Annotated in this window: 18 protein-coding genes; 7 read left to right on the top strand and 11 right to left on the bottom strand. The window is 44.6% G+C overall.

Annotated features, from left to right (window positions below; all coding sequences use genetic code 11):
• Window positions 1–201 precede the first annotated feature (201 nt).
• Window positions 202–852: a ribulose-phosphate 3-epimerase gene (gene rpe / locus F8N35_RS02895; protein WP_293049844.1), complete on the top strand. Its 651-nt coding sequence runs from the start codon at window positions 202–204 to the stop codon at window positions 850–852.
• Between the two features lie 87 nt (window positions 853–939).
• Here the strand turns inward: rpe and F8N35_RS02890 are convergent, their stop codons facing one another.
• The 7 genes from F8N35_RS02890 to F8N35_RS02860 form a co-directional block, all read right to left on the bottom strand.
• Window positions 940–1500 carry a DUF2148 domain-containing protein gene (locus F8N35_RS02890; RefSeq protein WP_293049843.1) on the bottom strand — a complete coding sequence of 187 codons (561 nt, stop codon included), beginning with the start codon at window positions 1498–1500 and terminating at the stop codon, window positions 940–942.
• Between the two features lie 11 nt (window positions 1501–1511).
• On the bottom strand, window positions 1512–3542 hold the full coding sequence (locus F8N35_RS02885; RefSeq protein WP_293049842.1) for an alpha amylase C-terminal domain-containing protein: 2031 nt from the start codon (window positions 3540–3542) through the stop codon (window positions 1512–1514).
• Window positions 3543–3596: 54 nt separating this feature from the next.
• Complete coding sequence (locus tag F8N35_RS02880) at window positions 3597–4043, bottom strand: YhcH/YjgK/YiaL family protein (protein ID WP_293049841.1); 447 nt, start codon at window positions 4041–4043, stop codon at window positions 3597–3599.
• A 280-nt stretch (window positions 4044–4323) separates the two neighbouring features.
• The gene (locus F8N35_RS02875; RefSeq protein WP_293049840.1) at window positions 4324–5004 is read right to left on the bottom strand and encodes a DUF2461 domain-containing protein; all 681 of its coding nucleotides are present in this window, start codon (window positions 5002–5004) and stop codon (window positions 4324–4326) included.
• Between the two features lie 101 nt (window positions 5005–5105).
• Complete coding sequence (locus tag F8N35_RS02870; protein WP_293049839.1) at window positions 5106–7241, bottom strand: TonB-dependent receptor; 2136 nt, start codon at window positions 7239–7241, stop codon at window positions 5106–5108.
• A gap of 105 nt (window positions 7242–7346) precedes the next feature.
• Window positions 7347–8603 (bottom strand): HAMP domain-containing sensor histidine kinase, encoded by a 1257-nt coding sequence (locus tag F8N35_RS02865; RefSeq protein WP_293049838.1) that lies wholly within the window; start codon window positions 8601–8603, stop codon window positions 7347–7349.
• The gene (locus tag F8N35_RS02860) at window positions 8600–9283 is read right to left on the bottom strand and encodes a response regulator transcription factor (protein WP_293049837.1); all 684 of its coding nucleotides are present in this window, start codon (window positions 9281–9283) and stop codon (window positions 8600–8602) included. Before F8N35_RS02860 ends, F8N35_RS02865 begins: the two co-directional genes overlap by 4 nt.
• Window positions 9284–9655: 372 nt before the next feature.
• On the opposite strand from F8N35_RS02860, the gene F8N35_RS02855 reads away from it, so the two are divergent.
• Window positions 9656–10798: a redoxin family protein gene (locus F8N35_RS02855; RefSeq protein WP_293049836.1), complete on the top strand. Its 1143-nt coding sequence runs from the start codon at window positions 9656–9658 to the stop codon at window positions 10796–10798.
• A 57-nt stretch (window positions 10799–10855) separates the two neighbouring features.
• On the opposite strand, the gene F8N35_RS02850 is transcribed toward F8N35_RS02855, so the two are convergent.
• The 3 genes from F8N35_RS02850 to F8N35_RS02840 are packed head-to-tail and all read right to left on the bottom strand — an operon-like array spanning window position 10856 to window position 15139.
• Window positions 10856–12871 (bottom strand): TonB-dependent receptor, encoded by a 2016-nt coding sequence (locus tag F8N35_RS02850; RefSeq protein WP_293049835.1) that lies wholly within the window; start codon window positions 12869–12871, stop codon window positions 10856–10858.
• 52 nt (window positions 12872–12923) lie between these two features.
• Complete coding sequence (locus F8N35_RS02845) at window positions 12924–13859, bottom strand: polysaccharide deacetylase family protein (RefSeq protein ID WP_293049834.1); 936 nt, start codon at window positions 13857–13859, stop codon at window positions 12924–12926.
• A 47-nt stretch (window positions 13860–13906) separates the two neighbouring features.
• Complete coding sequence (locus F8N35_RS02840) at window positions 13907–15139, bottom strand: nucleoside recognition domain-containing protein (RefSeq protein ID WP_293049833.1); 1233 nt, start codon at window positions 15137–15139, stop codon at window positions 13907–13909.
• 258 nt (window positions 15140–15397) lie between these two features.
• Here F8N35_RS02840 and F8N35_RS02835 point away from each other — a divergent pair, with 258 nt between their 5' ends.
• Entirely contained in the window at window positions 15398–16432 is a 1035-nt protein-coding gene (locus F8N35_RS02835) for a dihydroorotate dehydrogenase-like protein (protein WP_293049832.1), read from the top strand.
• A 286-nt stretch (window positions 16433–16718) separates the two neighbouring features.
• Here F8N35_RS02835 and F8N35_RS02830 read toward each other — a convergent pair whose 3' ends face one another.
• Window positions 16719–17588, bottom strand: a complete 870-nt coding sequence (locus tag F8N35_RS02830) for a DMT family transporter (RefSeq protein WP_293049831.1) — start codon at window positions 17586–17588, stop codon at window positions 16719–16721.
• A gap of 170 nt (window positions 17589–17758) precedes the next feature.
• On the opposite strand from F8N35_RS02830, the gene F8N35_RS02825 reads away from it, so the two are divergent.
• The 4 genes from F8N35_RS02825 to F8N35_RS02810 all read left to right on the top strand — a co-directional run bounded on the left by F8N35_RS02825 (window position 17759) and on the right by F8N35_RS02810 (window position 23699).
• Window positions 17759–18916 (top strand): glycoside hydrolase family 88 protein, encoded by a 1158-nt coding sequence (locus tag F8N35_RS02825; RefSeq protein ID WP_363928359.1) that lies wholly within the window; start codon window positions 17759–17761, stop codon window positions 18914–18916.
• A 707-nt stretch (window positions 18917–19623) separates the two neighbouring features.
• Window positions 19624–20103, top strand: a complete 480-nt coding sequence (locus F8N35_RS02820; RefSeq protein ID WP_293049830.1) for a lipocalin family protein — start codon at window positions 19624–19626, stop codon at window positions 20101–20103.
• 99 nt (window positions 20104–20202) lie between these two features.
• Window positions 20203–20475 carry a 30S ribosomal protein S15 gene (gene rpsO, locus F8N35_RS02815; RefSeq protein WP_068701013.1) on the top strand — a complete coding sequence of 91 codons (273 nt, stop codon included), beginning with the start codon at window positions 20203–20205 and terminating at the stop codon, window positions 20473–20475.
• Window positions 20476–20684: 209 nt separating this feature from the next.
• Window positions 20685–23699 (top strand): tetratricopeptide repeat protein, encoded by a 3015-nt coding sequence (locus F8N35_RS02810; protein ID WP_293049829.1) that lies wholly within the window; start codon window positions 20685–20687, stop codon window positions 23697–23699.
• Window positions 23700–23726: the final 27 nt, after the last annotated feature.

Here is a 23726-nt window from a genome sequence, read left to right as displayed (position 1 = left end):
TCTGACGGGCATTACCAAATTCAAGCAGCGGCATTTCAAGATAACTGAATTGCCGCTGCTTTGTTTTCAGACCATCAACCTGACAGCTGACGGACATTCATTCTATTTTCTAAACAGTTTATCATTAACGCTGCTATCCCCATCTACACTTTTTAGTTGAATTTTGTATCTTTGCAAAACGAATTTTAATAACAAACGCCCGTGAAAACTCTCATAGCTCCATCTATTCTTTCGGTTGATTTCAACAACCTGCAACAATCGATCGATATTGTTAACCGTAGTGAAGCAGACTGGCTGCATCTTGACGTGATGGATGGCGTTTTTGTCCCCAACCTGTCTTTTGGGTTTCCGGTCATTGAATCGGTTGCCAAAATCACTCAAAAGCCGATGGACGCTCACCTGATGGTGATCGAACCCGACAAATACATCGACCGTCTGCGTGATCTTGGTGTAAGCCGCATTACAGTGCATTATGAAGCTTGTCCTCACTTACACAGAACTGTTCAGGCAATCAAAAAGGCAGGAATGAAGGCCGGGGTTTCTCTCAATCCGCACACACCTGTCACTCTTCTTGAAGAAATCATCGACGATTTGGATTTGGTGCTTATTATGAGTGTCAATCCCGGATACGGAGGTCAATCATTTATCGAAAACAGTTGTCCAAAGATTGAGAAATTACGTCAACTCATTGACACCAAAAGGGCATCTGCACTGATTCAGGTCGACGGAGGCGTAAATTTTGAGACCGGCAGACGTTTGGTCGATAGCGGAGCACATGTATTGGTAGCCGGCAGCTTTGTCTTTTCGGCAAAAGACCCGATAGATACCATTAACAAACTCAAGCAACTCTGAGCACGGTTCCTTTGAACCTATAAAAAAAAGCCACAATCACATGTAGTACATTTGATTGTGGCTTTTTGATTATCTATAAAATTAGTGCTAGATCTTTTGCTCCGGTTGTTGTTCCCGCGGCTTTCGGTCGAAGAATGGGTTCTTGGAAGAGGCACTCACCGGAATCGCATATATCGAGTGACAATCGGGTAAATAACCCAGTTCTTTTATTGCAAACCCTACAGAAAACATTATTCGGGTATCGACCCTCAAATCGGCAGCTGTAGCCACTGCAGAACCAACCGCTATCCCAAGGTCAACCATATTGATTGCGCAAGGCATGGCGTCATTCTGCAATTTTTCGACACAGGTCGGAACTCCGCAGTAACCGCAATTAAGCCCCTGAACCTGGGTACGGGTTCCAATCAAAACAATCACATCGGCCTGAAGTATGTTTTCCGAATCCCGGAACATAAATTTCAGTCCCGTTTCTACCCCTTTCGCATAGGTAAGTTCCGACAACCTGCGAATATCTTCTTCGCCGGTAACCGAAGCTATTTCTATAATATCAACACCCTTCCCTTTTGGCGCCGTTCGTGCAGCTGTCATCATCTGACGGGCTACCGAAATCAGGTGTTCTTTGCGGCTTTCACGTTCATTAATCACCATATCCGTACTGTTTAATCTTCGGAATAAGTATAATCAGAGCCCTCTCGTTGCAACACAAGTGCTGAACGTGCAGGAATATAAAGCTTCAGCCATTCTTTATTATGCGATGCATGAACGGGATCGTACAGCGACAAATGCTCCACCGTATCGTCAGACAAGCCAAAGCCTCCGAATTTTTTTGCATCAGTATCAAGAATGATCTTATATTTACCCGGTTGAACCAGCATACCGTAATCGGTATATGAATTTGTGGGATGGAAATTAAAGACAAACAACAGATTACCTCTTTGATATGCCAATACCTGATCGTTGCTCTTATCCCAAAGTTGGAAAATAGGAGCAAGATTAAATCCGGGAACAGATCGGATAAGATCCATCATCGCCTTATCAAAATCGCCCAGATAGTGATACATCAATTTGGTATTATCGACGAGGCTCCACTGGCGGCGGGCATATTTATGAGACCAGCCGTTTCCGGACCGCGGAAAATCAATCCACTCCGGATGGCCGAATTCGTTACCCATAAAGTTAAGATATGCCCCGTTTATAGTTGTCGCAGTAATGAGACGAATCATTTTGTGCAATGCAATTCCTCTGTCAACCTTAAACGTAGTGTCTCCTTTTTGCATATGCCAGTACATGTCCGAATCGATCAAACGGAAGATGATGGTTTTATCACCCACCAGCGCCTGATCGTGACTTTCGGCATAGCTTACGGTTTTCTCTCCAAAACGACGGTTGGTCAATTCCCAGAAGATATGACCGGGCTTCCAGTCTTCATCCTTCTTTTCTTTAATCGTTTTAATCCAGAAATCGGGAATTCCCATTGCCATCCGATAGTCAAAACCTATTCCCCCATCATGGAAAGATGCAGCCAGTTCCGGCATACCGCTCATCTCTTCGGCAATAGTAACTGCAAATGGATTCACCTGATGAATCACACGATTAGCCAGCGTCAAATAACAAATAGCATTATCATCCTGATGTCCGTTGTAATAGTCGGCATAATTCGTGAAGGATTCTCCCAGACCATGGCTATAATAAAGCATAGAAGTAACCCCATCGAAACGGAAACCATCGAAATGGTATTCTTCGAGCCAATATTTGCAATTGGAAAGTAAAAAATGCAGCACTTCGTTCTTCCCATAATCAAAACAAAGCGAATCCCATGCCGGGTGTTCTCTTTTTGCATCCGCGTAAAAATACTGATCGGGAGTGCCATCAAAACGACCCAAGCCTTCTACTTCATTTTTTACTGCATGAGAATGGACAATATCCATAATCACGGAAATACCCATGGAATGAGCCTCATCTATCAGTGCCTTCAGCTCTTCAGGAGTCCCGAAACGCGAAGATGCCGCAAAAAAGCTGGACACATGATATCCGAAAGACCCGTAATAGGGATGTTCCTGTACGGCCATAATCTGAATACAGTTGTATCCCATTTTGGCAATACGGGGCAAAATGCTTTCTCGAAAAGAGTTATATGTAGAAACCTTTTCGGCTTCCCCCGACATGCCAATGTGACATTCGTATATCAGAAGAGGATCGGTTGTCGGTTTAAAGTCGGTTATTTTGAATTTGTAACGAAATTCAGGACTCCATACCTGTGCACTAAAAACTTTGGTTTCCTCATCCTGCACAACACGTTGCGCCCATGCAGGAATACGTTCTCCGCTACCACCATTCCAGTGAACGATGAGTTTATAAAGATCTCCATGCTTCACTGCTTTAGCCGGCAACTGTAGTTCCCAAACACCATTTTCCGTTTTCTGCAACTGATATTCGGGGCTCTGTTTCCAACCATTAAAGTCGCCAACCATAAAAATAGCAGTAGCATTAGGCGCCCATTCGCGGAAGACCCATCCTTGTTCGGTACGATGCAAGCCGAAAAAGAGATAACCGGTAGCAAAATCAGACAAATTTATTTTACCTCCAGTCAATTCTTTCTCTTTATCAACAGCATGCTGATGCCGGCCTTCCAAAGCTGCCGAATAAGGTTCAAGCCAAGGATCATTTTCTATGATTTTCAGTTTCTGCATGGAATTGTATTTTGAACTCAACATTAAAATAGTTGTATAGTCGTTAGTTTCCGACTACACTAAAACCTTGATAACTAACTTACGGATAGCCCCTTCACCAATACAGGGAGCATGACCGTCGTGTGGAAAGAAAGCAACAAACTGACCAGGTTCCACTTTAACATACGCAGAAGGTTTGTCTGTAAAGAAAGTTATATCTTTTGTTTCGTTATAGCCATCGGGCGAGTTCTTGCAATCGCCGGCAGGAAGGAATCCCATCGTTTCCGGAGCCGTCAACGGCAACTGAATATCAATATATTTTTCATGAGTTTCAATACGCGCTGCCTCCGGTGTTTTACCGGTAATATCTGACACAGAAATAAACAGTTTATCTCCATCGAGAACAATTTTACCCGCCGGAGCCTGTGTTAAATCATTTTGTTTTACATATTCAAATGCCTGATGAAAAAGTGGATGCAGAGCTTCATATTGAGCGCTGTCTGCCAAAGATGCTAAAATCATATCGTAGTTTTTGTTTCGTCATGGCAAGCATGACAAATAAGGGTTAATTACAATTCTTCCAAATTAACTGTGTTACAAAAATAGCATCTTTGAGTTACAACTGCAAGCCTAAAGAAAGACAATAATCTCAAATTTTCAATCAAATAGCACTTTATATTTCAATTTGCATTTTCATACCCCCTTTAAAAATACCCTCCAACAAACAAATAACCCTATATTTTCCGACTGAACATCAAAAAATATAGGGTTATTTTACAAATTAAGGGTAAAAACAGGAAGACTACCCCAAATTCAGCACCTCATCCACCGTAAAATTCAAAAAGCGATGCAAGGGCTGAAGATACTTATAATATTCGATCAATTGTGGCACAATTTCCTGCTGCGAATAGAATTCGTCGGGGATATTTCGCCCAAACGCGTAATGCTTATACTTGAGCAACTCACCGTGAGGCCAGTCTTTCGGGAAGCCAAGCGGCACTTTCTTCAGTTTATCGTCTTCACCATACATATCGGGAAATACGGAGGCAAAAGGTTCACCCGTGATTTCGAGCCACTCGTCGATGTTTTCGTAAATCGCCATTCGCAAAGCCTTCAGCACATCGGCTTCGGGCATGTAAACACCGCCACTGATAAACGAGTTACCCGGTTCGAGGTGTAAATAATAGCCTGCCCGAGGGCTTTTACGCCCGCCTTTGGAGGCCATGTAAGCTCCAAAGTGCGATTTATACGGCGTCTTGTCTGGCGAAAAACGGGTATCACGATAAAGGCGGAAAATGCAATTTTTGGCATCCAGCCCCTTTATTTCGGGATCGAAAGTAGCGATTCCTTCGATAACTTCCTGCGTTAGTTTTTCAAAATCTTTTTGCAGTTCCTTGCAGTAATCCTTCTGCGTGGCAAACCACTCACGGCTATTATTATCCCTCAACTGCGTGAGAAATTGTAGTATTTCGGCTGTTCTCATCGTTTCTTTATTTATGATTGAAAAACAAAGGTAGAAAAAAAACAAAGAGAATGGAATGTATTGTTCTCTTTCCGTCCTCACGACAGCTCAGCAGAATCATGCTAAAGTTTCCAGGTCAACGATAAGTTAAGAATACGTCCTTCAATGGGTGCCCAGAGTTGCCGCATCTGCGGATTGTCAATGGTGCCGTCAAAGATGGGTTCGTAGCGACTTTGACGTACATTCATCAAGTTTTCACCATTGAGCACCGCCGTAAGATGACCCGTCGAGTATCTAAGCATGGCTGCCATAATATAGTAGGCTTTCACCGACTGATAATCCTGATTGATTTGTCCGGCCACCAGCGAGTTTTCGAGACCCACACTCCAGTTTTTACTAAGTTCGTACATCATCGTGTTCGACAGGTTATGCCGCGGCGTACAGATAGGTTGCTGGTGATCGCCGTTGTAGAGCTTATTGACATGCGTATAAACATAACTGAGGTAAATCTCCCAGTCATCCACGGTCAGTCGCATATAGGTTTGCGCACCGAGAGTTCGCAGGGCTTTATGAGCATTGTAAAGCACCACCCCCGGAAATCCTGACAGGCTGTCGACCGGAGAGTTGATAAACGAGGCAAAAAAGGCCTGATTCAGGTTGAGCGTTACATCGCCGATGCGTTTCTGAAAATTGACATCAGCATTCACCCCGTGCGAGCGTTCCGGCTTCAGCCCCGACACGAAAGTCAGGCGGTTCAAATCTTGTTCCAGATCGAGATAGTTGAGTGGATTGGGCGTCATATAACCCAGTCCACCGTTGACACGCGCCGTCCACACCTTGCTGAACTTGTACATCACCGAAAGGCGGGGCAACACAAACCAACCGTATTTGTTCTGATGGTCTGCCCGCAAACCGCTTTCGATGGTGAGCGCCGGCATCGGATTGTAAGTGTTTTGCACAAAACCGCCAAGGGTGTTGTAGGAATAACCATTGAGAAGAATCTGAGCCGAACGGTTGTGAAACTGATCGCCGTTAAAATTAGCTCCGACCACCCAGTTCATTTTGTCGAACTGACGAAAATAGGAGAGCTCCGAATAGTAGAGCAATTGATTTGCATTGAAATTATACCCGCGGGTATCAATTGTTTGGTCGAGATTACTGCCGCTCGCTTTTACGGTAATATTGCTGGTCGACGACAGGTTGTTCACATATTTAGCCGTCATGCTATGCCGGTCGGACTGCGTTCCCACATGATAGTAGGCTCCGTTGCCCGACGAAAGGTAGCGCATGTCCCCACCCTTGCGATTATCGAACGTTCCGGTATAATCCACGGTTAACGTGGAGCGCGGATCGAGGTAAAACTGGAATTTCGGATGAATCACCGTGCTGCGCACCCTTGACGATTCGCTCAGTCCGTCACCATTCACATCCGTCGCCTGCCGCCATGTTTGACCTGCAAACAGGGTATATCCGAACGTTTTATATTTCTTCGCCAGATAAACATTCAGGTTGGTTTCGTGTAGTGAAGTCTCGTTGATAGTGGCGCTCAGCTCCTGTTGAGGCATAGGATCTTTGCTCACTAAGTTAATAATACCACCAATAGCATCGCCACCGTACAGGGTAGAACAGGAACCTTTGATGATTTCAATCTGTTTCAGGTCAAGCGGCGGCACCTGCATAATGCCGAAATTGCCCGACAAACCACCGTAAAGCGGCAGTCCGTCTTTCAGCAACTGCGTGTAACGACCGTTCAGTCCCTGAATGCGGGCGTATGTATTGCCCGAAGCGGCGCTCACCTCCTGCATCTGAATTCCGGCTATATCGCCAAGCAAGCTCGAAATATTGCCCGGCATAATGCCATTTTCCTCCTGCGTATCTTCCAGTCCCAGTACTTCAATCCGGGTTGGAATGGCCTCGATGCGCGAATTGGTACGCACCGAAGTAACAGTTACCTCGTCGAGATGTTCCGATGCAGGTTGCAAAAATACCTCCTGCCGACCAGGCTTGTCCACTTTCACTTCCTCTATTTCGTAGCCCACATACTGGACCTTAAGTGATGCCGGCAATGCGCCGGAAATATTCAGCGTCGCAACACCCTTTCCATCGGTTACAGCACCCGTCGATGTACCTGACACCGTCACGGCCGCCCCGATTAACGTCTCCTTCGTTTGCGCATCCTTCACGCTCACCGACACCTGTTGTTGTGCAAAAAGGGCGCACTGGCACACCAGGCCAAACAGTAACAATAACTTCTTCATCAATTTGAACTATTTAGAAAATTTGATGCCACAAAATTAGAATACGACTTTGGAGAAAATTGGAAATTTCCGGTCAAAACGACCCATTTCACAAAAATACTGTAATTATCGCAAGGAGAGGGTTAAGCAATGTACGCCTTCAAGGCAAGTATAATCGATCGACAAAGAAGAGACTTTGCAAATTTCGGCCACAATAGACAAGCCCAATCCGCTGGAATCTTTTGTAACGCCCTCTTTGGCAAAACGCGAGAACAGGCTTTGGGAATCACCCTGCAACATCTTTCCGGTATTTCTGAAAATCAGCTTCGAAGCCTGTGACGTAACGTGGATGAATCCGTCATCGATATTATGCTTGATGGCATTTCCCAACAGGTTGGTCACCAGCAGATCGGCCAGCATGGGATTCATATTTACCGCAAAAGGTGTTTGCAAATCACGAACCACCGCAATATTGCGAAGCGCCAGCAACTCATCCAGCTCGTCCAACCGCTCTGCAACCAAAGCGCTCAGATCAATGCCTCGTTTTTCAACAAACTGGTTGTTTTCGATTTTGGAAAGCAACAGCAACGTCTGCCCCAACTTCGACACCCGCGAGGCTGCGTCATAAGCCGTTTGCACCTGCCTGCGATGGTCTTCGGATAAACTCCGGTCGGTTAGTAATGTTTCCAGCTTCGATTTCACCACAGCCAGTGGCGTCTGCATTTCGTGCGATGCATTCTCTGAAAACTCTTTCAGGTTGGCATAGTCATCCGTCATTTTCCGCATCATTTGGTTTAGCACGTTGTTCATCTGATCAAACTCATCAATCGTCGACGAGGGCAATCCCTTGTCTGTTTTTTGATCCACTTTGAAGTCCTTCAATTCTTTCAACGTCCGATAAAAAGGATTCCAGATGGTAGCCGACAATTTACGGTTCAGGAAGTAAAGCGCCAGAATGATGAGCACAAAAGTGCCCAGCATAAACCAGAACGCTACCCCCACAAAATCGTCGGCTTCCAGATGCGACAACACCAGCGTAACCTTGTATGTGTTCCCATTCACCCTGTCCGGAAAAACCAGTTTACGAGCCGGCACCATGCTTTTTTCGCTCGCGGCATAAATGGTAGTATCCGAAAACTGTCTTTCGGTGCTTTGCTCGTTCGAGGGCTGTATGTCGATAGTTTGATCGGGAGAGTGAAAAGGAAGAGCTATTTTGTTCTGATGCAACGAAGATTGCACGGTTTCGGCCCGGTTCGAGAGTATCTCGTCGATATTAAAATCGATTACAGCCGTAAGGATAAAGTAAAGTCCGCACCCCGCCACCACAAAAACAAGCAGCAGTAACGTGATAAATCGCCGGTTTATTTTCGCCTGTAACTTCATCCTTTTCCCGTTTGAAACATATAACCAATGCCGTACACGTTTTTAAAATAATCGACGCCCGTTTTTTCGAGCAACTTCCGACGTAAATTTTTGATTTGCGAGTAGACGAAATCGAAGGTATCAGCGGCATCAGCAAAATCGCCCCACAGATGTTCGGCAATTGATTCTTTGGTCAATACCCGATTGGAATTTGCCGCAAAAAAGGCCAGTAAATCGAACTCCTTTTTGGTAAGCGCAACCGCTTCGTTGTCAAAGAAAACCTGACGGGATTCAGGGAGTATTCTCAACCGTTCAATATTCACCTCAATTTTACCGTCGTACTTTACCCGTCGCAGAATCGATTTAATACGCGCATTTAGTTCTGCCAGATGAAACGGCTTGGCAAGATAGTCATCCGCCCCCAATTCGAGGCCGGCAACCTTATCGTCCAGTGAGTTTCGAGCCGAAAGTACAAGCACACCGGTAGTCGGGGCTATCCTTTTGATTTCGCTAATCAGCTGCAATCCACTTCCGTCAGGCAACCCAATATCGACCAGCACACAATCATACTCGTAGTCGGACACCTTATTCAGAGCCACATTGAGCCGGGTTGCCTGTTCGCACTGGTAACCTTCCTCTTCGAGAAAACTCACAATAGTTTCCCTCAGTCCGTCTTCATCTTCAACAACTAATAACTTCATTGCGTTGCAAAGGTAAGATTCAATTTTGGAGAAAATTAGAATTTATCGGAAATTCTACCCGTAAAGCAAAGAAGCCCCTGTAAAAACAGAGGCTTCCCGGATCACACCAAAGAATATTATTACACATTCACCAATACTCCGGCTTTGAACCAGCGCCTCCCGATTTACAAATGCACCCATTATTAATATAAATATTAATTTTATTTAATGTGCTTTTTGGTAAAAATATATACATATATTTGTGTCGCATCCTACCAACACGATTCTAACCTTAAGAGAAATAACGATTTCTCCCTTCTGAGGCAAATTCACAATTCCATTACACTCAACCGTTTTCCCATATACCATTAAATTTTCAAATCTTATTATCTTATGAAAACACCTGCAATTATTTTTTTATCTCTGATTGTTTGCCTCAGTTGCGCAGCACAAAATCCCGCAATTAAAAAGGCTCAGCTATTCCTAAATCAAAAAACCATTGGCTATGATTGTTTCCACATAACAACAGAAGGCCACGCAACTACAGATAAGGATACTCTGTTCATAAAACAGTATGAGAAATATGCCTTTATGAAAAACAGTGTAGACACCCTCACCGGATATAATTTTATTGCAAAAGACAGTCTTATGCACCCTACCTTTCATGTTATTGTTCAACCCTGGTACTGCTACGACGGAAATTTCTTCCACCTAAAAACAAAAACACCTTCTGACACTACATATTCTAAAAGTGAGATAAATTCCAATGCTAAAGAAATAATACAAGCTGTGATCCAAGGACAATTACCCGCAATACTACAAATGCTTCAGAGCGAACATCTACAGGCATTATCCGACACCTTAATTAACAGAGAACCCTGTTTTCAGTTTACATTGACCGAAGAAAAAACGCCCAAATTTTTATGTTTATCAAAAAAGACTTTTCTGCCGGTAATGACAAAAATAATAATCAATCCTACCCAACCTTTTATCCAAGAATACTATTATTCAAATTTTGTTACCGGAATTAAATTGGATGCTTCCGACTTTACAGAAAACACCAAACACAGCAAAACAACCAAGAAAGTTGGGTTAGGAGACACCCTACCATCCTTTCAGTTCAAATATTTAGAGGGTAAACATATACAAATGACAAGCTCTAAAAAAATAAAAGTAATCTATTTATCAATGATACGATGCGGTTACTGCCTACAGGCACTTCCTCACGTCGAAAGCGTATATAACAAATTAAAGAGCAGACAAGATGTGAATTTCTTTGTGTGTTATCCGCTTGATTCAAAAGAACAGCTAAAAAAATATGCCCTGACAAAAAAAATAAAAATACCTATTGTTTATTCAGCCGGGGAAGAAAAAAATGAAAAACTCAAATCTAAAATAGCAACAACTTTATCCCTAACAATGCCTTCGGTACTATTTCTAAATTCCGACAACAAGATTGTTGATATTGTTTCAGGATTTAGCAACCGCTTCGAAGATTTGATTTACACTAAATTGTCCGCATTAACGAAGAAATAAGAGCAAACGGTTACTTCCGCCAAACTACGAAAGTAATTTGGCGGAAGTAATTTTGCATTACACACCCACCGACACTCCTACTTTGAACCAGCGCCCGGGTTGGGGCAGGTTACCAAAGTCGAAATAGGTTGTGTTGAACAGATTGGTTGCCTCTGCAAAGAGCTGGTAATACTTTGCTTTCCATTGTAACTTCAGATCGCACAACAGATAGGCATTAAAATTTGTCTCCTTATTTGTAGCTACATTCACGTAAGTTCCTGCCCGATCGTTGAGACTCAGCTGCCATGCAGCCGACAGTTTGCCGATAATCGGTTGCGAAATACGCATCTTGGCCTGATGACGCAGGTAGTCGGTAGAATAGGACGAAACGTACTGATTGCTTGCTTTCGAAACATGCAGGTAAGTATAATCGAGGTGGATGTTCTCGAGCCATCGCCATGCCGGACGGTAATCGACCGCAACTTCGCTACCGAGCGAATTGACATCGGTCAGGTTCTCGCTATGCCACACCAACTCGTTGGGCAGGCGCACCCAGTCGATAATGTTGTGACCGTAACGTTTGAAACCAGCCACACGCACCGTCCATTTATCGGGCGTCCACAACAAATGCACATCCACATTGAAGGCATCTTCCGGTTTCAAATTGGGATTACCATGTTGTGTGGTGCTCTGATAATAGAGATCGGTAAAGGTTGGCATCCGGTAAGAGTTGTGCAACCACGTACCCAACGTCAGTTTGGGAGTGACTGCATAGTCAACATTGCCGCCTGCATAGAAATGAAAACCGTAATCGTCATTGCCGCTTCCCATCGCACCAAGGCTGACAGTCCATTGTTTCCACTCTTTCACCTGCTTTACAGACACGCTACCGATGCGGCGTTCGGCAGACTTTGTAAATACGTTTGCATCTGAATAGGGATCGAAATGCGGAGCAGAAATGGGGGTTCCCAACGTGTTACTGAAAATATGTTCAGAGCGTAAGTCTCCAGCCAGCGAGGTGACCCCGCCCCACCACGAGTAACTGGCCTGTGCCGAAATACCCATCACGTCGGTAAGGTGATAGTTGGGTGAAACGTACCACGGCGGAGCAGGCACACCCTCGCGAAAGAGGGCGAACATGTCGTGATGGCGACGATAATAGCCCGAGGCCATCAGCTTCCAGTGGCGGGTTTGTTTTTTATATTGCAACGAAGCAATCAGAGAACGGGTCTCTTCGTACTGATCGACATATTTCGGAGAATAAAACGTGTTGGCTCCGAAATCTTTCGACTGCACACCCAGCTGCAACGAAAACTGTCCGATGCGGTTGTCGATAAACCGCACATCGGTATATGCGTTGAAAATTTTAAAATCAGAGTCGTGGGCAAAACCGTCACTGCGTGTGCCGTTGACAGCTGCCATTACGCGCCATGGGCCGGTATTGAGATAGCCCGCAGTGCTTCCCTGCCGGTAACCGAAGTCGCCGCCGGAGATTTGCGCGTTGAATCCGTTATGAATAATTTGTTTGGTGACAATATTGATAGCGCCACTGAAAGCAATAGCTCCTGCCGTCCAGGCACCCGGTCCGTAGAGAATCTCCACGCGGTCTATCAAATTAATGTCTAAAGGAATGTCTAAATTGAAGTGTCCCGTTTGGGGATCGGTGAAGTTGACACCGTTGAGAAGGATGGCGGTTTGATCGAAGGTTCCGCCGCGAAGACTAATATCGGCCTGTACATTTTCAGTTCCGCGGGTACGCAGGTCGACTCCCTGAACGTAGCGCAACAGGCCCTGAACGTTTTGTACCGCCGCTTGCTCAATCTCTTTGCGGGTAAGCACTGCAACTACTTTCACCAACTGTTGGGTTGTCGGTGGCAGATCGCTGTTAATTTGCACCTCTTCCAGCTGAAACACCGGATCGGGAGCCGTTTTGACATTTTCCTGTGCCACGGCTTTCTGATTGGCCATTGTGAGCATGGCTGCGCCAAGCACACCGATTTTCACTGTAACACTTAAACTGTTGAACACTGCGTAAGGTGTTCTTGCCCATCGTCGGAAACAGGGCAGACACCGTTCTTTCTGCATTTTCTTCATTTGTAAATTATTAAGTTAAACAATACCGCCGGATCTGTTTGCCGGCGTTTTTCTATTCATTCAGCATTTTCTTCACATATTCGGGAGGCTCTGGCGCACCCATCAGAAAGTCGCCTCTTTTGTTGAGCGACAACGCCCAGCGATCGAGCCACGAACTGCCGAAAGTGCCGTACACCGTCACCGGAATTTTATAGGCCGGGTCTTTCAACACCTTGTCGATAGGCTGAAAATCGTATCCGTTTTTTCGAAAGATCGCAATGATATCATTCAGGTATTCGGAGTTCAGCATACTGGCATGAAGCAAAATTACCTGATTCATCGGCCGTCCGAACAAACCGATCGATTCTTTTTCGAAGTGCTTTATATCCTGATCGATGTAAACAAGGTAATCACTCACTATTTTCTTCATCAAAGCCGCATCTTTCTTTTGTTTGGCCTTATAATAAGCATAGGCAAACGCATAATCTTCGCTGTCGATGGTGATGGGAGCTGTAGTATAACCGTGTTCAGTCAGGAAATTAGCCAGCGAGTCGGCGCGGGCTTTGGTCGTTCCCACGTGCAGGTAGGGATGGCGGAAATATTTTTTCTTCTGCCCGTATTTTTTGAGCAGCTCCTTCGTGATAATTTCGCCTTTCAGTATATCGTGAGAAAATGCTTTGAATGATTCCGTGTTGTAATCAGGATGAGAGAACGTGTGATTACCGAGCATCAAACCGTTGCCGAGCCATTTATCGAGAAGGTGAATCTGGAACGCCATTGGCTTATTGACGTAGTTGTAGAGCTTATTTTCGTTTACAAACCCGATAGCCGGCACCTTATTTTTCTTCAGAGAAACAATCAGGTTATCCATAATCCGTTGCTGGACCACTGTATCGTACGGGCCGTAATCGACCACCGGCAGGTCGTCAATAGAAATACACACATGCTTTTTCTGCCCAAAAGCAATCACACTCGCAAAAATCAACAGCAACAATAATCGGGATCTCATACTCTTTATTTTAGGAAGAGACAAAGATACAAAAGTTAAAAGTAACTTTATGCAAAAAAGAGGTAAGCAACAATAATTGCAGCAATGGCTCCGGCAAGGTCGGCAATGAGCCCTGCCGAGATGGCATAACGAGTTTTGGTCACACCTACCGAACCGAAATAAAGAGCCACAATATAGAAGGTGGTATCGGCAGCACCCTGAAAAATACAGGAAAGATGTCCGGCAAACGAGTCGGGGCCATACGTTTTCATGGTTTCCACCATCAGCGCCTTAGCACCGCTACCGCTCAACGGCTTCATAAAAGCATTGGGCAATGCTGCCACAAAATCGGTATTTAACCCCATCAAATGAAACAGGCTGGCAATTCCATTAATGATCATATCCATTGCACCCGAAGCACGGAAAGCTCCGATGGCCACCAACATCCCGACCAGATACGGAATCGTTTTAACGGCCGTTTCAAATCCCTGCTTGGCGCCTTCAATAAACGCTTCGTAAACATTGACTTTCCGCACCAGACCTCCGATAAGAAACGTTGCAATAATCAAAAGCAAAAGAGAATTACCGGTAATACTGGAAGCTACCGACATTTGCTGACTATCCAAACGTGAAAAGCCATAAACAATCAACCCTATGATAAACGTAATTGCCCCCAACCATCCAATAACAGTACGATTGAGTAAATTGAGGCGTTGACGGATGCCAACATACAAAATTGCAGTAAGAGTAGAAACGTAAGTAGCAATCAGGACCGGAACAAGAATATCGGCAGGATTAACTGCACCCAAAATGGCACGCTGAGCAATAATATTGATCGGAAGAAGGGTGAGACCTGCCGTGTTCAATGCCAGAAACATAATCTGCGCATTCGAGGCGGTTTCTTTGTTGGGATTCAGTTCCTGCAGGCTTTGCATCGCTTTCAGTCCGATAGGCGTAGCTGCATTGTCGAGCCCCAGCATATTGGCCGAATAATTCATCACCAACTGACCACTGGCCGGATGTCCTTTCGGAATTTCAGGATAAAGCTTTGAGAAGAACGGTCCCACAATGCGGGACACAAAACGGATGGCTCCTGCCTTTTCTCCTATATTCATCAGTCCAAGCCACAATGTCATCACACCCGCCAAAGGCAGAGCAATATCCATCACCGAGAACTTGGCCATCTCGAAAGTCGACTTCACCACTTTCTCAAAAATGGCAAAATCGCCGGTAAAAATAAACTGAAGAGTAGCGACGAGAAACGCAATGAGGAAAAATCCAATCCAGATATAATTGAGCATGAGGAAATAATATTCTGATTACAATTCAACTCACAAACAAAGCTTTCCGATAGCAATTTATCGTCAAAATGAGCACTTTGCTTATACTCCTGCAAATGTAACGATTGTTTTTTGATGTAACAAGCCAAAGAAACAACCCCATTTTTCGATAAAAACGTTTCTCCCGACAGTTACTCCTCAAATTTTTGCAAAAGATGTTTGATATTGAATAAAATGTACGTATGTTTGTGATTATCAAAAACCTTAAAGCTACAGATTATGATAGACCTCTCAACCACTTATATGGGATTGAAACTCCGCAATCCGATTATTGCCGGCAGTTCCGGCCTGATGAACAATGTTGAATATCTGAAAGAACTCGAAGAAGCCGGAGCCGGAGCTGTCGTCCTCAAGTCGATTTTTGAGGAACAGATCCGCCACGAGTCAGAGAGTTTCCTGCAATCCGACCACGAAAAAGTGCGTGAATGGAAGAGTACGTTTAACGAAGCCGTTCAGCAACACCCCTACGCGTACGAAGAAGCCGAAGCGTATGTCAACAGCTTTGCCAAAGAGCACACGTTGGAACGATACCTCGCTTTTGTGGCAAAAGCCAAACAAACGTTGAGTATCCCGGTAATTGCCAGCATTCACTGTGTTTCGCAATACGACTGGAGCTATTTTGCCAAGCGCATCCAGGAAGCCGGAGCCGATGCCCTCGAACTGAATATTTATGTTCTCCCGTCGGACATCAACCGTAGCGGCGCCGAAAACGAACAGGTCTATTTCGATGTTGCGGAACAGGTAAAACAGCAGATCACCATCCCGTTTTCTCTCAAAATAGGGTACTATTTCTCGAGCGTGGTGCACACCATCACCAAACTGAGCGAATCGGGCGCTTCCGGTCTGGTATTGTTCAACCGGCCCTATCACCCCGACATAGATATCCGCGAGCTGGAAATTTCCACCGGACAGGTTTGTACCACCTTCGACGACTACCTGCACACTCTGCGCTGGGTGGCAATTTTGTCAGGAATGGTAAAATGTGACATCTGCGCATCCACCGGCATCCACAGTTACGACGTTGTTATTAAGCAGATACTGGCAGGTGCTTCGGCCATCCAAATTGCTTCGGCGTTGTACAAACAAGGCCCCGACGTGATTCCGGGCATGTTGAAAGGCATCAAAACATGGATGGAAATTCACAATTTCGAAACCATCGACCAGTTCAAGGGAATGTTTAGTCAGAAAAACATTGAAAATCCGGCAGCATTCGAGCGGGTACAGTTTATGAAGCTCTACTCCAGAATAGAATAAAATGATTTAGCACACGGAAGACACAGAATTAACGGGCAATCACAGCGTTCATCCTTTTATTCAGTAGACATTATATCGATTAAGTGTATATAAATCTCAATTGCCGACCTCTCCTCCCAACCTCCTCCCCCAAGGGGAGGAGGAGCAAGATCGTGAAATATTTAGAATTCAATTCATTTTGCAGATTTTCCCCCTCTCTTCGGGAGAGGGGTCAGGGGGGAGGTCAAATGCGAAAATTAAGAAATGAATTAACCGGTATAATGTATAGTGTCTTCGGTGCTATTTTTTATCTCTTCGTATTTACCAGATAAATACCAGTCAAGGCAATCAACGCTCCGATCATTTCTCTGAGCGACATAAATTCGCCCAACACCGGAATGGAAAAGATAGCCGTCAGGATCGACTGGCTAAGGAGCGTAACGGAAGCCACCGTTGGTTTGATATAGGCCAGCGCAAAGTTGATGGCCAGCCAACCCAGCATTTGCGGCACTATACCCAATGCCACCAACGACCACCACGTCGGTGCCGAAAATCCCCACATAGGCACCCGGGTAAACAAACATAGCACACCGAGCGCCACCGTACTGGAAACCATTGACAACATGGTAAACGAGAAAGTATCCAGCGTGTTGCGCCCTTTTCGCGTTGTCAGCAAATAGGCTCCGTAAAACATACTAGCTGCAATGGAAAGAAAATTACCGAACGAGAAATCGGATGCCGAGAATTTATCCAGTCCCACCACAATACTTACTCCGATTAGCGTAATAGCTGTTCCGGTCCAGAATATGCGACCCGGCCGCTCTTTCAGAATAAATACCGCTCCAAAACCCACCCAGACCGGAGCCATATTACCCAGCAGAGTTGAAATGGATGCTTTTGTGAGCATAATAGAGGTGTTCCACAATGCAATATCGCAAGCAAAGAAGAGTCCGCACAGTAGCGCAATTTTTACGCCGTGCCAGTCGGTTACCGGTTTGCGAAATCGCATCCATAAAGGCAAAATAGCCACCAGTCCGAAAACCATACGGTAAAATGCAGAACCAAAGCCGCTGATACCGGCTAGTTTAAAAAATATAGCCGACCACGCAATGCAAAGCACGCCGAAAAACAGGAGAAAATAATTGAACCAGGGACGGTGAGCGTATTGTGAAAGCATGCGAAGGAATATATTTTTCAGTTGCAGGATACAGGTACAAAAATACGGTAATTTGCCGATATATTTGAACCTGAACACACGCTTCTATTTACTTCCCTTTTCTGCCTGAATAGAAACCAACCGAAAATTTATCTATTTTTGTGACCCAAAATTACACTGATAAATATTCAATGAAGAAATTACTATTACTGACATTCGTCATACTGTTTACGGTTCAGACCGGTTGGTCGCAAAAATGGTCGGTACGCTTTGCCGACTCGGAAATGAAACGCTTCCCGCAGGCCTGGCAACTCGACTACGGCAAAGGACTTTACTTCGGGTACACGCAAGGCCTCGGCACATTAGCGTTCTACAAACTCTGGAAAGCTACCGGCGATAAAAAATACTACAACTATGTGTACCAATGGCTCGACACCATTGTGAATGCGCAAGGCAAAATTCATCTCTACGAACCCAAAACCTACAATATTGACTTCATCAATTCGGGCAAGACATTGATGGCAATGTGGAAAGAGACGAAACTGCCTAAATTCAAAATTGCTCTCGACACGTTACGGGAACAGATGAAAAGCCAACCCCGTACCGACGAAGGGGTTTTCTTCCATAAAAAAATATATCAACACCAGATCTGGCTCGACGGACTCTACATGGGCGATCCGTTTTTAGCTGAATATGCCGTCACTTTCAAAGAGCCGAAGCTGCTCGACGATGCCCTCAACCAGATTCTGATCGGAGCAAAGCGTACCTATGATGCCAAAACCGGGCTCTACTACCATGCCTACGACGAAAGTCGCCAGCAACAGTGGGCTGACAAGAAAACCGGTCATTCACCCAATTTCTGGGGTCGCAGCATTGGTTGGTTCTATATGGCCGTGGTCGATATTCTCGATTTTGTACCCAGAAATCACCCAAAACGGGCACAGCTCATTGCCATTGCCAAAGGGCTGGCCGACACGCTGCCAAAATATCAGGACAAAGACGGGCTCTGGTATCAGGTGGTCGATCAACCCACCCGCGCAGGCAATTACGCCGAAGCATCCGCCTCGAGTATGTACATGTACGCCATCGCCAAAGCGGTCAACAAAGGATATATCGCTCCGAAATACAAAGCAGTTGCGCTAAAAGCTTTCGACGGCATTACCCGCAAGTTGATTAAAACCAATGCAGATGGAACACTCTCACTAACGCAATGCTGCGCGGTAGCAGGATTGGGAGGAAAACCGTATCGTGATGGAAGTTACGAATATTACATCCACGAAAAAATCCGCGATAACGACGCAAAAGCTACCGGTCCGTTTATCATGGGTTGTATCGAACTGGGCAAGTAGGTTGTATATTTGTGCCTGGGATCACATTGTTTTTGAATTAACCGGCACAAAGTAAATAGTAGATATTCACATTATACTAACATTGCAATCCAATCGTTCTTTGCCTGCGGCAGGCCTTACTTTTTGGCGCAAAAAGTAAGCAAAAAACATTGACGGAAAGAACTCGCTCGCTCGGCCATGAACCATTTTCTCATTGCCAAACGTCTGTAAGTGGTCTACTCACTCAAACAGCTTTCCGTCGGTTTGGCATTCTTAGATTACCCTTCGGGGCTGGTTGTTCTATAGTTTATAAAAACAATCTGTCCTATTCTTAAATATCTTGCTCATGCAGATTGGAGCGGCCTTGTCCGGTGAGCCAAAAAACAAGTGAAGCGACGCAAAAATCGTCCTTGTTTGATGTTTCTGACGAGAGGAGGAAACGAGTTTGGGCGATTTAGCTTCGCTGATTTTCAATTGCGTCGGTGAACGCCAGTTTTTTGAGCGAAGCGGGCATAGCCTTGAATTTTTTATTTACTTTTTGTTTCAAGACAAAAAGTAAAAGGGAATATAAAATTTTGATCCATAGAAAATTAACGGCACATATTAGCTAAGCTCAAATATTTTAACTTCATAATACAAGCTAAACAACAAGGCTTGCGAAAGTTGAATTAATCCCAAGATAACTGACTCAAATGAAACCTGCTATTTATCTTTCAATATTTTGCCTTATGACACTTTTCGGATGCAAATCAACAGCACCGTTGCACACAATAGAGCAACTCGACATAAAACGATATAGCGGAACCTGGTACGAAATTGCCCGAATTACCCATCGTTTTGAAAAAGGACTGGAAAAAGTTTCGGCCACTTACACCTTGCGCAACGATGGAAAAATCACGGTATTGAATCAGGGAATAAAAGTCTCCGATCCCGGAGTGGTCAAAACAGCCAAAGGAGTAGCCTGGATACCCGACCCATCGAAACCAGCACAGCTGAAAGTCTCGTTTTTCTGGCCGTTTGCTGGCAACTACTGGATTATTGATCTTGACGCCGACTATCAACATGCTTTGATCGGCGATCCGTCCCGAAAATACCTGTGGATATTGTCGCGCACCAAAACAATGGATGCCGCGACTTACAACCGGCTCACCGACATTGCTGCAAAGGCAGGATTCGACATCAGCAAGCTCGATCGGATTCGTCAATAATCAAGCTCCTGAAATTCAAAGAAAAGAATTTCAGAATTTGTTGCAGAAGCAAAAACAAAGTCGTAACTTTGCGCCGTCAAATTTTCAAAATATACATTCATGTCTTATTTAACAGCAGAAAAAAAACAAGAAATCTTTGGCAAGTACGGAAAGTCGAATACTGACACTGGGTCTCCTGAAGCTCAGATAGCATTATTTTCATACCGTATCAGCTCGTTGACCGAACACTTGAAGATCAACGCAAAAGATTATAGCACTGAAAGAGCTTTGGTTATGTTGGTAGGAAAACGTCGTCGTTTGCTCGACTACTTGAAGAGCAAAGATATCGAACGTTACCGTAGCATCATCAAAGAATTGGGTATCAGAAAATAAGTGCTACCTAAACGGATTAAAAAGCTATCTCTTGCAGATAGCTTTTTTCTTTTTAAAGAACCGGAATGACAATATATCTACGCCTTGTGCGTTAACCAACTGTCAACGGTTCGTTGTGCCAGCCTTGCCAAACTTGACATCTTTTAATACTACCGGCAGGGATCGAACCATCAAAAATGCCTATTTTTGCTTGTAAATAAATATTCCCCATGAAGAAAATCACCTTGCTATGTGTAGGGTTTACATCCCTACTGAGCCTCCAGGCTCAACAGACATACACGTACAGTAACCCTGCACGCGCCTTCCAGGAGGGCAAAGAGCAATATCTGCAACAACAGTTCTCAGCCTCTGAACATAGTCTGCAAACATATCTGCAAACAGCAGACCCTTCTGACAAGAGTAAAATTCAGGAAGCAGAATACTTTATTGCCGCTAACGCATACGAACTGAGACAATCCGATGCCACAGATCTTCTGACGGCTTATGTTGAAAAATATCCGGGCACATCGATGCTTAACAATGTGAAATTTCGCTTAGGAATCTTACTGTTCGAACAAAAGCAATATACAGCAGCCATCAAGGAACTAGACAAAGTCAGCATCAAAAAGCTCAACACTTCCGATGAGAATTTATATCATTTTGCACTGGGATACTGCTACACTGCCGTCAATGAATTTACCAAGGCGCGCGATCAGTTCAAACCATTGATCGGCGTTGAAAAATATGACAAGACAGCCAACTACTATTACGGATACAGCGAATATGCGCTGGGCAATTACGACACTGCCCTGCCTTATTTCGAAACCATCCAGAATCAACCGGAATTTTCACCCCTGGCGCCTTACTACATCATCCAGATTTATGCCAAACAGAAAGAATACGACAAGGTAAAATCGTATGGAAAAAGCATCCTAGAAATCAACCCCAATAACCCGAAAAACGGAGAAGTGTACCGCATCATGGGCGAATGCGCTTACCGCGATCAGGATTACAAACTGGCGGCAACCGATTTTTCCAGAGCCTTTACAACGGACAAACAACTTTCACGCACTTCGTTCTACATGTGGGGAATGTCGTGCATGCAATCCGGAGCCTACGATCAGGCTGTAATGCCTTTAACAAAAGTAGCCGGCGAAACCGATGCACTCGGTCAGAATGCATATCTGGCTCTCGGGAATGCCTATACGAAGACAAACGACCGTCTGAAAGCTCAAATGGCCTATGCCAATGCCGGCAAACTGACCTTTGACAAAGGAGCTCAGGAAGAAGCTTTATACAATTATGCACTTTCTACTTATGAATCAAACGCTCATTTCGGAGAAACTGTAAAAGCCTTCGACAATTTCCTTAGCATTTTCCCAAATTCAAAATATGCTGACGAAATCAATAGCCGTCTTGCAACTGCTTTGATTCAGTCAAAAGACTATACGGCGGCCTTAAACGCAATCAACAAACTCAAAACCAGCAATGTGCAGGTCATCTCCGCAAAAGAAAACATACTGTTCCATTTAGGTGTTGAGCAATTTGACAAAAAGAATTATCCGGGAGCCATTGCTAACCTGACAGAAGCTCTGGCAGTCACATCACACCGTCCGTCATTAGTTCAGATTTACTTCTGGAGAGGAGAAAGCTATTACCGTGCCGGCGAATATGCAAAGGCAGAAAGCGATTTCAACACATATCAGGACGATCCGAGAAGTAGCCGGGATGCCAATTTCCATTTGTCATACTACGATCTTGCTTACTGCAAATTCATTTCCCACGACTACAAGCAGAGTTTGCTTGCCTTCATGCGTTTTGCAGGAGGAGAACACGAAGCAATGTCGCCGACATACATCGATGCGCTTATCCGTATCGGCGATTGCTATTACATGACCCGCGACTTCATCAACGCTCATAAATATTATGCGCAGGTGGTTGCCAAAGGGAAAGCCGGTAGCGACTATGCAGAATATCAAATTGCATTTATCTACGGACTCCAGAAAAATTATCGCGGCAAAATCACTGAGCTGAACAAGCTAATTGAAAACTTCCCGACCTCGAATTACGCTGCCAACGCTTACTATGAGATTGGCCGGTCATATATCATCATCGAACAATATGACAAAGCGATAGAAACTTACAATACACTGATTAAGAAGTATCCGAATAGTGAGTTCACCCGCAAAGCAGCTCTTGAAATCGGATTGGCATACTCCAATACCAGCAACAAGAAAGAAGCCTTAACTGCCTACAAGCAGGTGGTAAACAGCTACCCTGGCAGTTCGGAAGCTAAAGTGGCCATGGAGAACATCGAAAATCTCTACGTCGATCAGTCGGATGCAGAAGGCTATGTAAGTTATCGCCGATCGTTGGGCAAAAGCACCGACATTACTGCGGTAATGGAAGATTCGCTGGTATACACCACTGCCGAAAAGGTTTATCTGAACGGCAAACTTCCCGAGGCTGCCACTTTGTTTTCCAATTATCTGGCAAAATATTGTCCTCAGGGCAACTATTGCATCAAAGCCACCTATTATCTGGCCGACAGTTACATGCAACAGCAGAAAACAGACGAAGCTCTGACCAACTATAAAAAACTGACAGAAATTCAGGGTAACCCATACATGGAACAAGCGCTGGCTCAATGCGCATCCATCACCTACGACAAAAAGGATTACGCCGCATCTCTCAACTTTTTCAAAACACTGGAAGCAACAACGTCCAACAAAGAATATCAGGAAGCGGCCAGTCTCGGAGTGCTCAGATGCAGTCACCTCACTAACGATTACGGAAGTACAATCAAGAGTGCGAACCGGATACTCAACAACAACCTGTCGTCTTCTGACATGTCGACTGAAGCACGCTTCTACAGAGCAAAAGCCTATCTGGCAATCAACAAATCCGACAGCGCTTTCAACGATTTGACGGTACTTTCGAAAAATGTGCGTACTGTTTTTGGAGCCGAAGCCAAATACGAGCTGGCTAACTATTATTTCCAGAAACAAGACCTGAAAAAATCGGAAGCCGAAGTGATGAGTTTTATCAACCTGAACACGCCGCACCAGTATTGGCTGGCCAAAAGCTTTATCCTTTTATCGGATATTTATGTCAAACGGGGAGACAACTTCCAGGCAAAGCAATATTTGCTGACGCTTCAGGACAACTATCACCAACAGGACGATATTTTATCGATTGTAAAACAGAAATTGCAGGATATTGAAAAGTCTGCAACTCCAAAATAAAAACCGTTCACGAATTATAAAAAACTC

This window comes from Paludibacter sp. (genome assembly GCF_009712605.1).
GTDB lineage: Bacteria > Bacteroidota > Bacteroidia > Bacteroidales > Paludibacteraceae > Microbacter.
This window is presented reverse-complemented; position numbering and strand designations above follow the sequence as displayed.

Bases quoted from the DNA above. Each gene is read 5' to 3' on its own strand.
- F8N35_RS02850 (WP_293049835.1), bottom strand. From the start codon at position 12,871: ATGAAGAAAATGCAGAAAGAACGGTGTCTGCCCTGTTTCCGACGATGG.
- F8N35_RS02825 (WP_363928359.1), top strand. From the start codon at position 17,759: ATGAAGAAATTACTATTACTGACATTCGTCATACTGTTTACGGTTCAG.
- rpsO (WP_068701013.1), top strand. From the start codon at position 20,203: ATGTCTTATTTAACAGCAGAAAAAAAACAAGAAATCTTTGGCAAGTAC.
- F8N35_RS02830 (WP_293049831.1), bottom strand. From the start codon at position 17,588: ATGCTTTCACAATACGCTCACCGTCCCTGGTTCAATTATTTTCTCCTG.
- F8N35_RS02810 (WP_293049829.1), top strand. From the start codon at position 20,685: ATGAAGAAAATCACCTTGCTATGTGTAGGGTTTACATCCCTACTGAGC.
- F8N35_RS02860 (WP_293049837.1), bottom strand. From the start codon at position 9,283: ATGAAGTTATTAGTTGTTGAAGATGAAGACGGACTGAGGGAAACTATT.
- F8N35_RS02890 (WP_293049843.1), bottom strand. From the start codon at position 1,500: ATGGTGATTAATGAACGTGAAAGCCGCAAAGAACACCTGATTTCGGTA.
- F8N35_RS02880 (WP_293049841.1), bottom strand. From the start codon at position 4,043: ATGATTTTAGCATCTTTGGCAGACAGCGCTCAATATGAAGCTCTGCAT.
- F8N35_RS02845 (WP_293049834.1), bottom strand. From the start codon at position 13,859: ATGAGATCCCGATTATTGTTGCTGTTGATTTTTGCGAGTGTGATTGCT.
- F8N35_RS02820 (WP_293049830.1), top strand. From the start codon at position 19,624: ATGACACTTTTCGGATGCAAATCAACAGCACCGTTGCACACAATAGAG.
- F8N35_RS02870 (WP_293049839.1), bottom strand. From the start codon at position 7,241: ATGAAGAAGTTATTGTTACTGTTTGGCCTGGTGTGCCAGTGCGCCCTT.
- F8N35_RS02835 (WP_293049832.1), top strand. From the start codon at position 15,398: ATGATAGACCTCTCAACCACTTATATGGGATTGAAACTCCGCAATCCG.
- F8N35_RS02865 (WP_293049838.1), bottom strand. From the start codon at position 8,603: ATGAAGTTACAGGCGAAAATAAACCGGCGATTTATCACGTTACTGCTG.
- F8N35_RS02855 (WP_293049836.1), top strand. From the start codon at position 9,656: ATGAAAACACCTGCAATTATTTTTTTATCTCTGATTGTTTGCCTCAGT.
- F8N35_RS02875 (WP_293049840.1), bottom strand. From the start codon at position 5,004: ATGAGAACAGCCGAAATACTACAATTTCTCACGCAGTTGAGGGATAAT.
- F8N35_RS02885 (WP_293049842.1), bottom strand. From the start codon at position 3,542: ATGCAGAAACTGAAAATCATAGAAAATGATCCTTGGCTTGAACCTTAT.
- F8N35_RS02840 (WP_293049833.1), bottom strand. From the start codon at position 15,139: ATGCTCAATTATATCTGGATTGGATTTTTCCTCATTGCGTTTCTCGTC.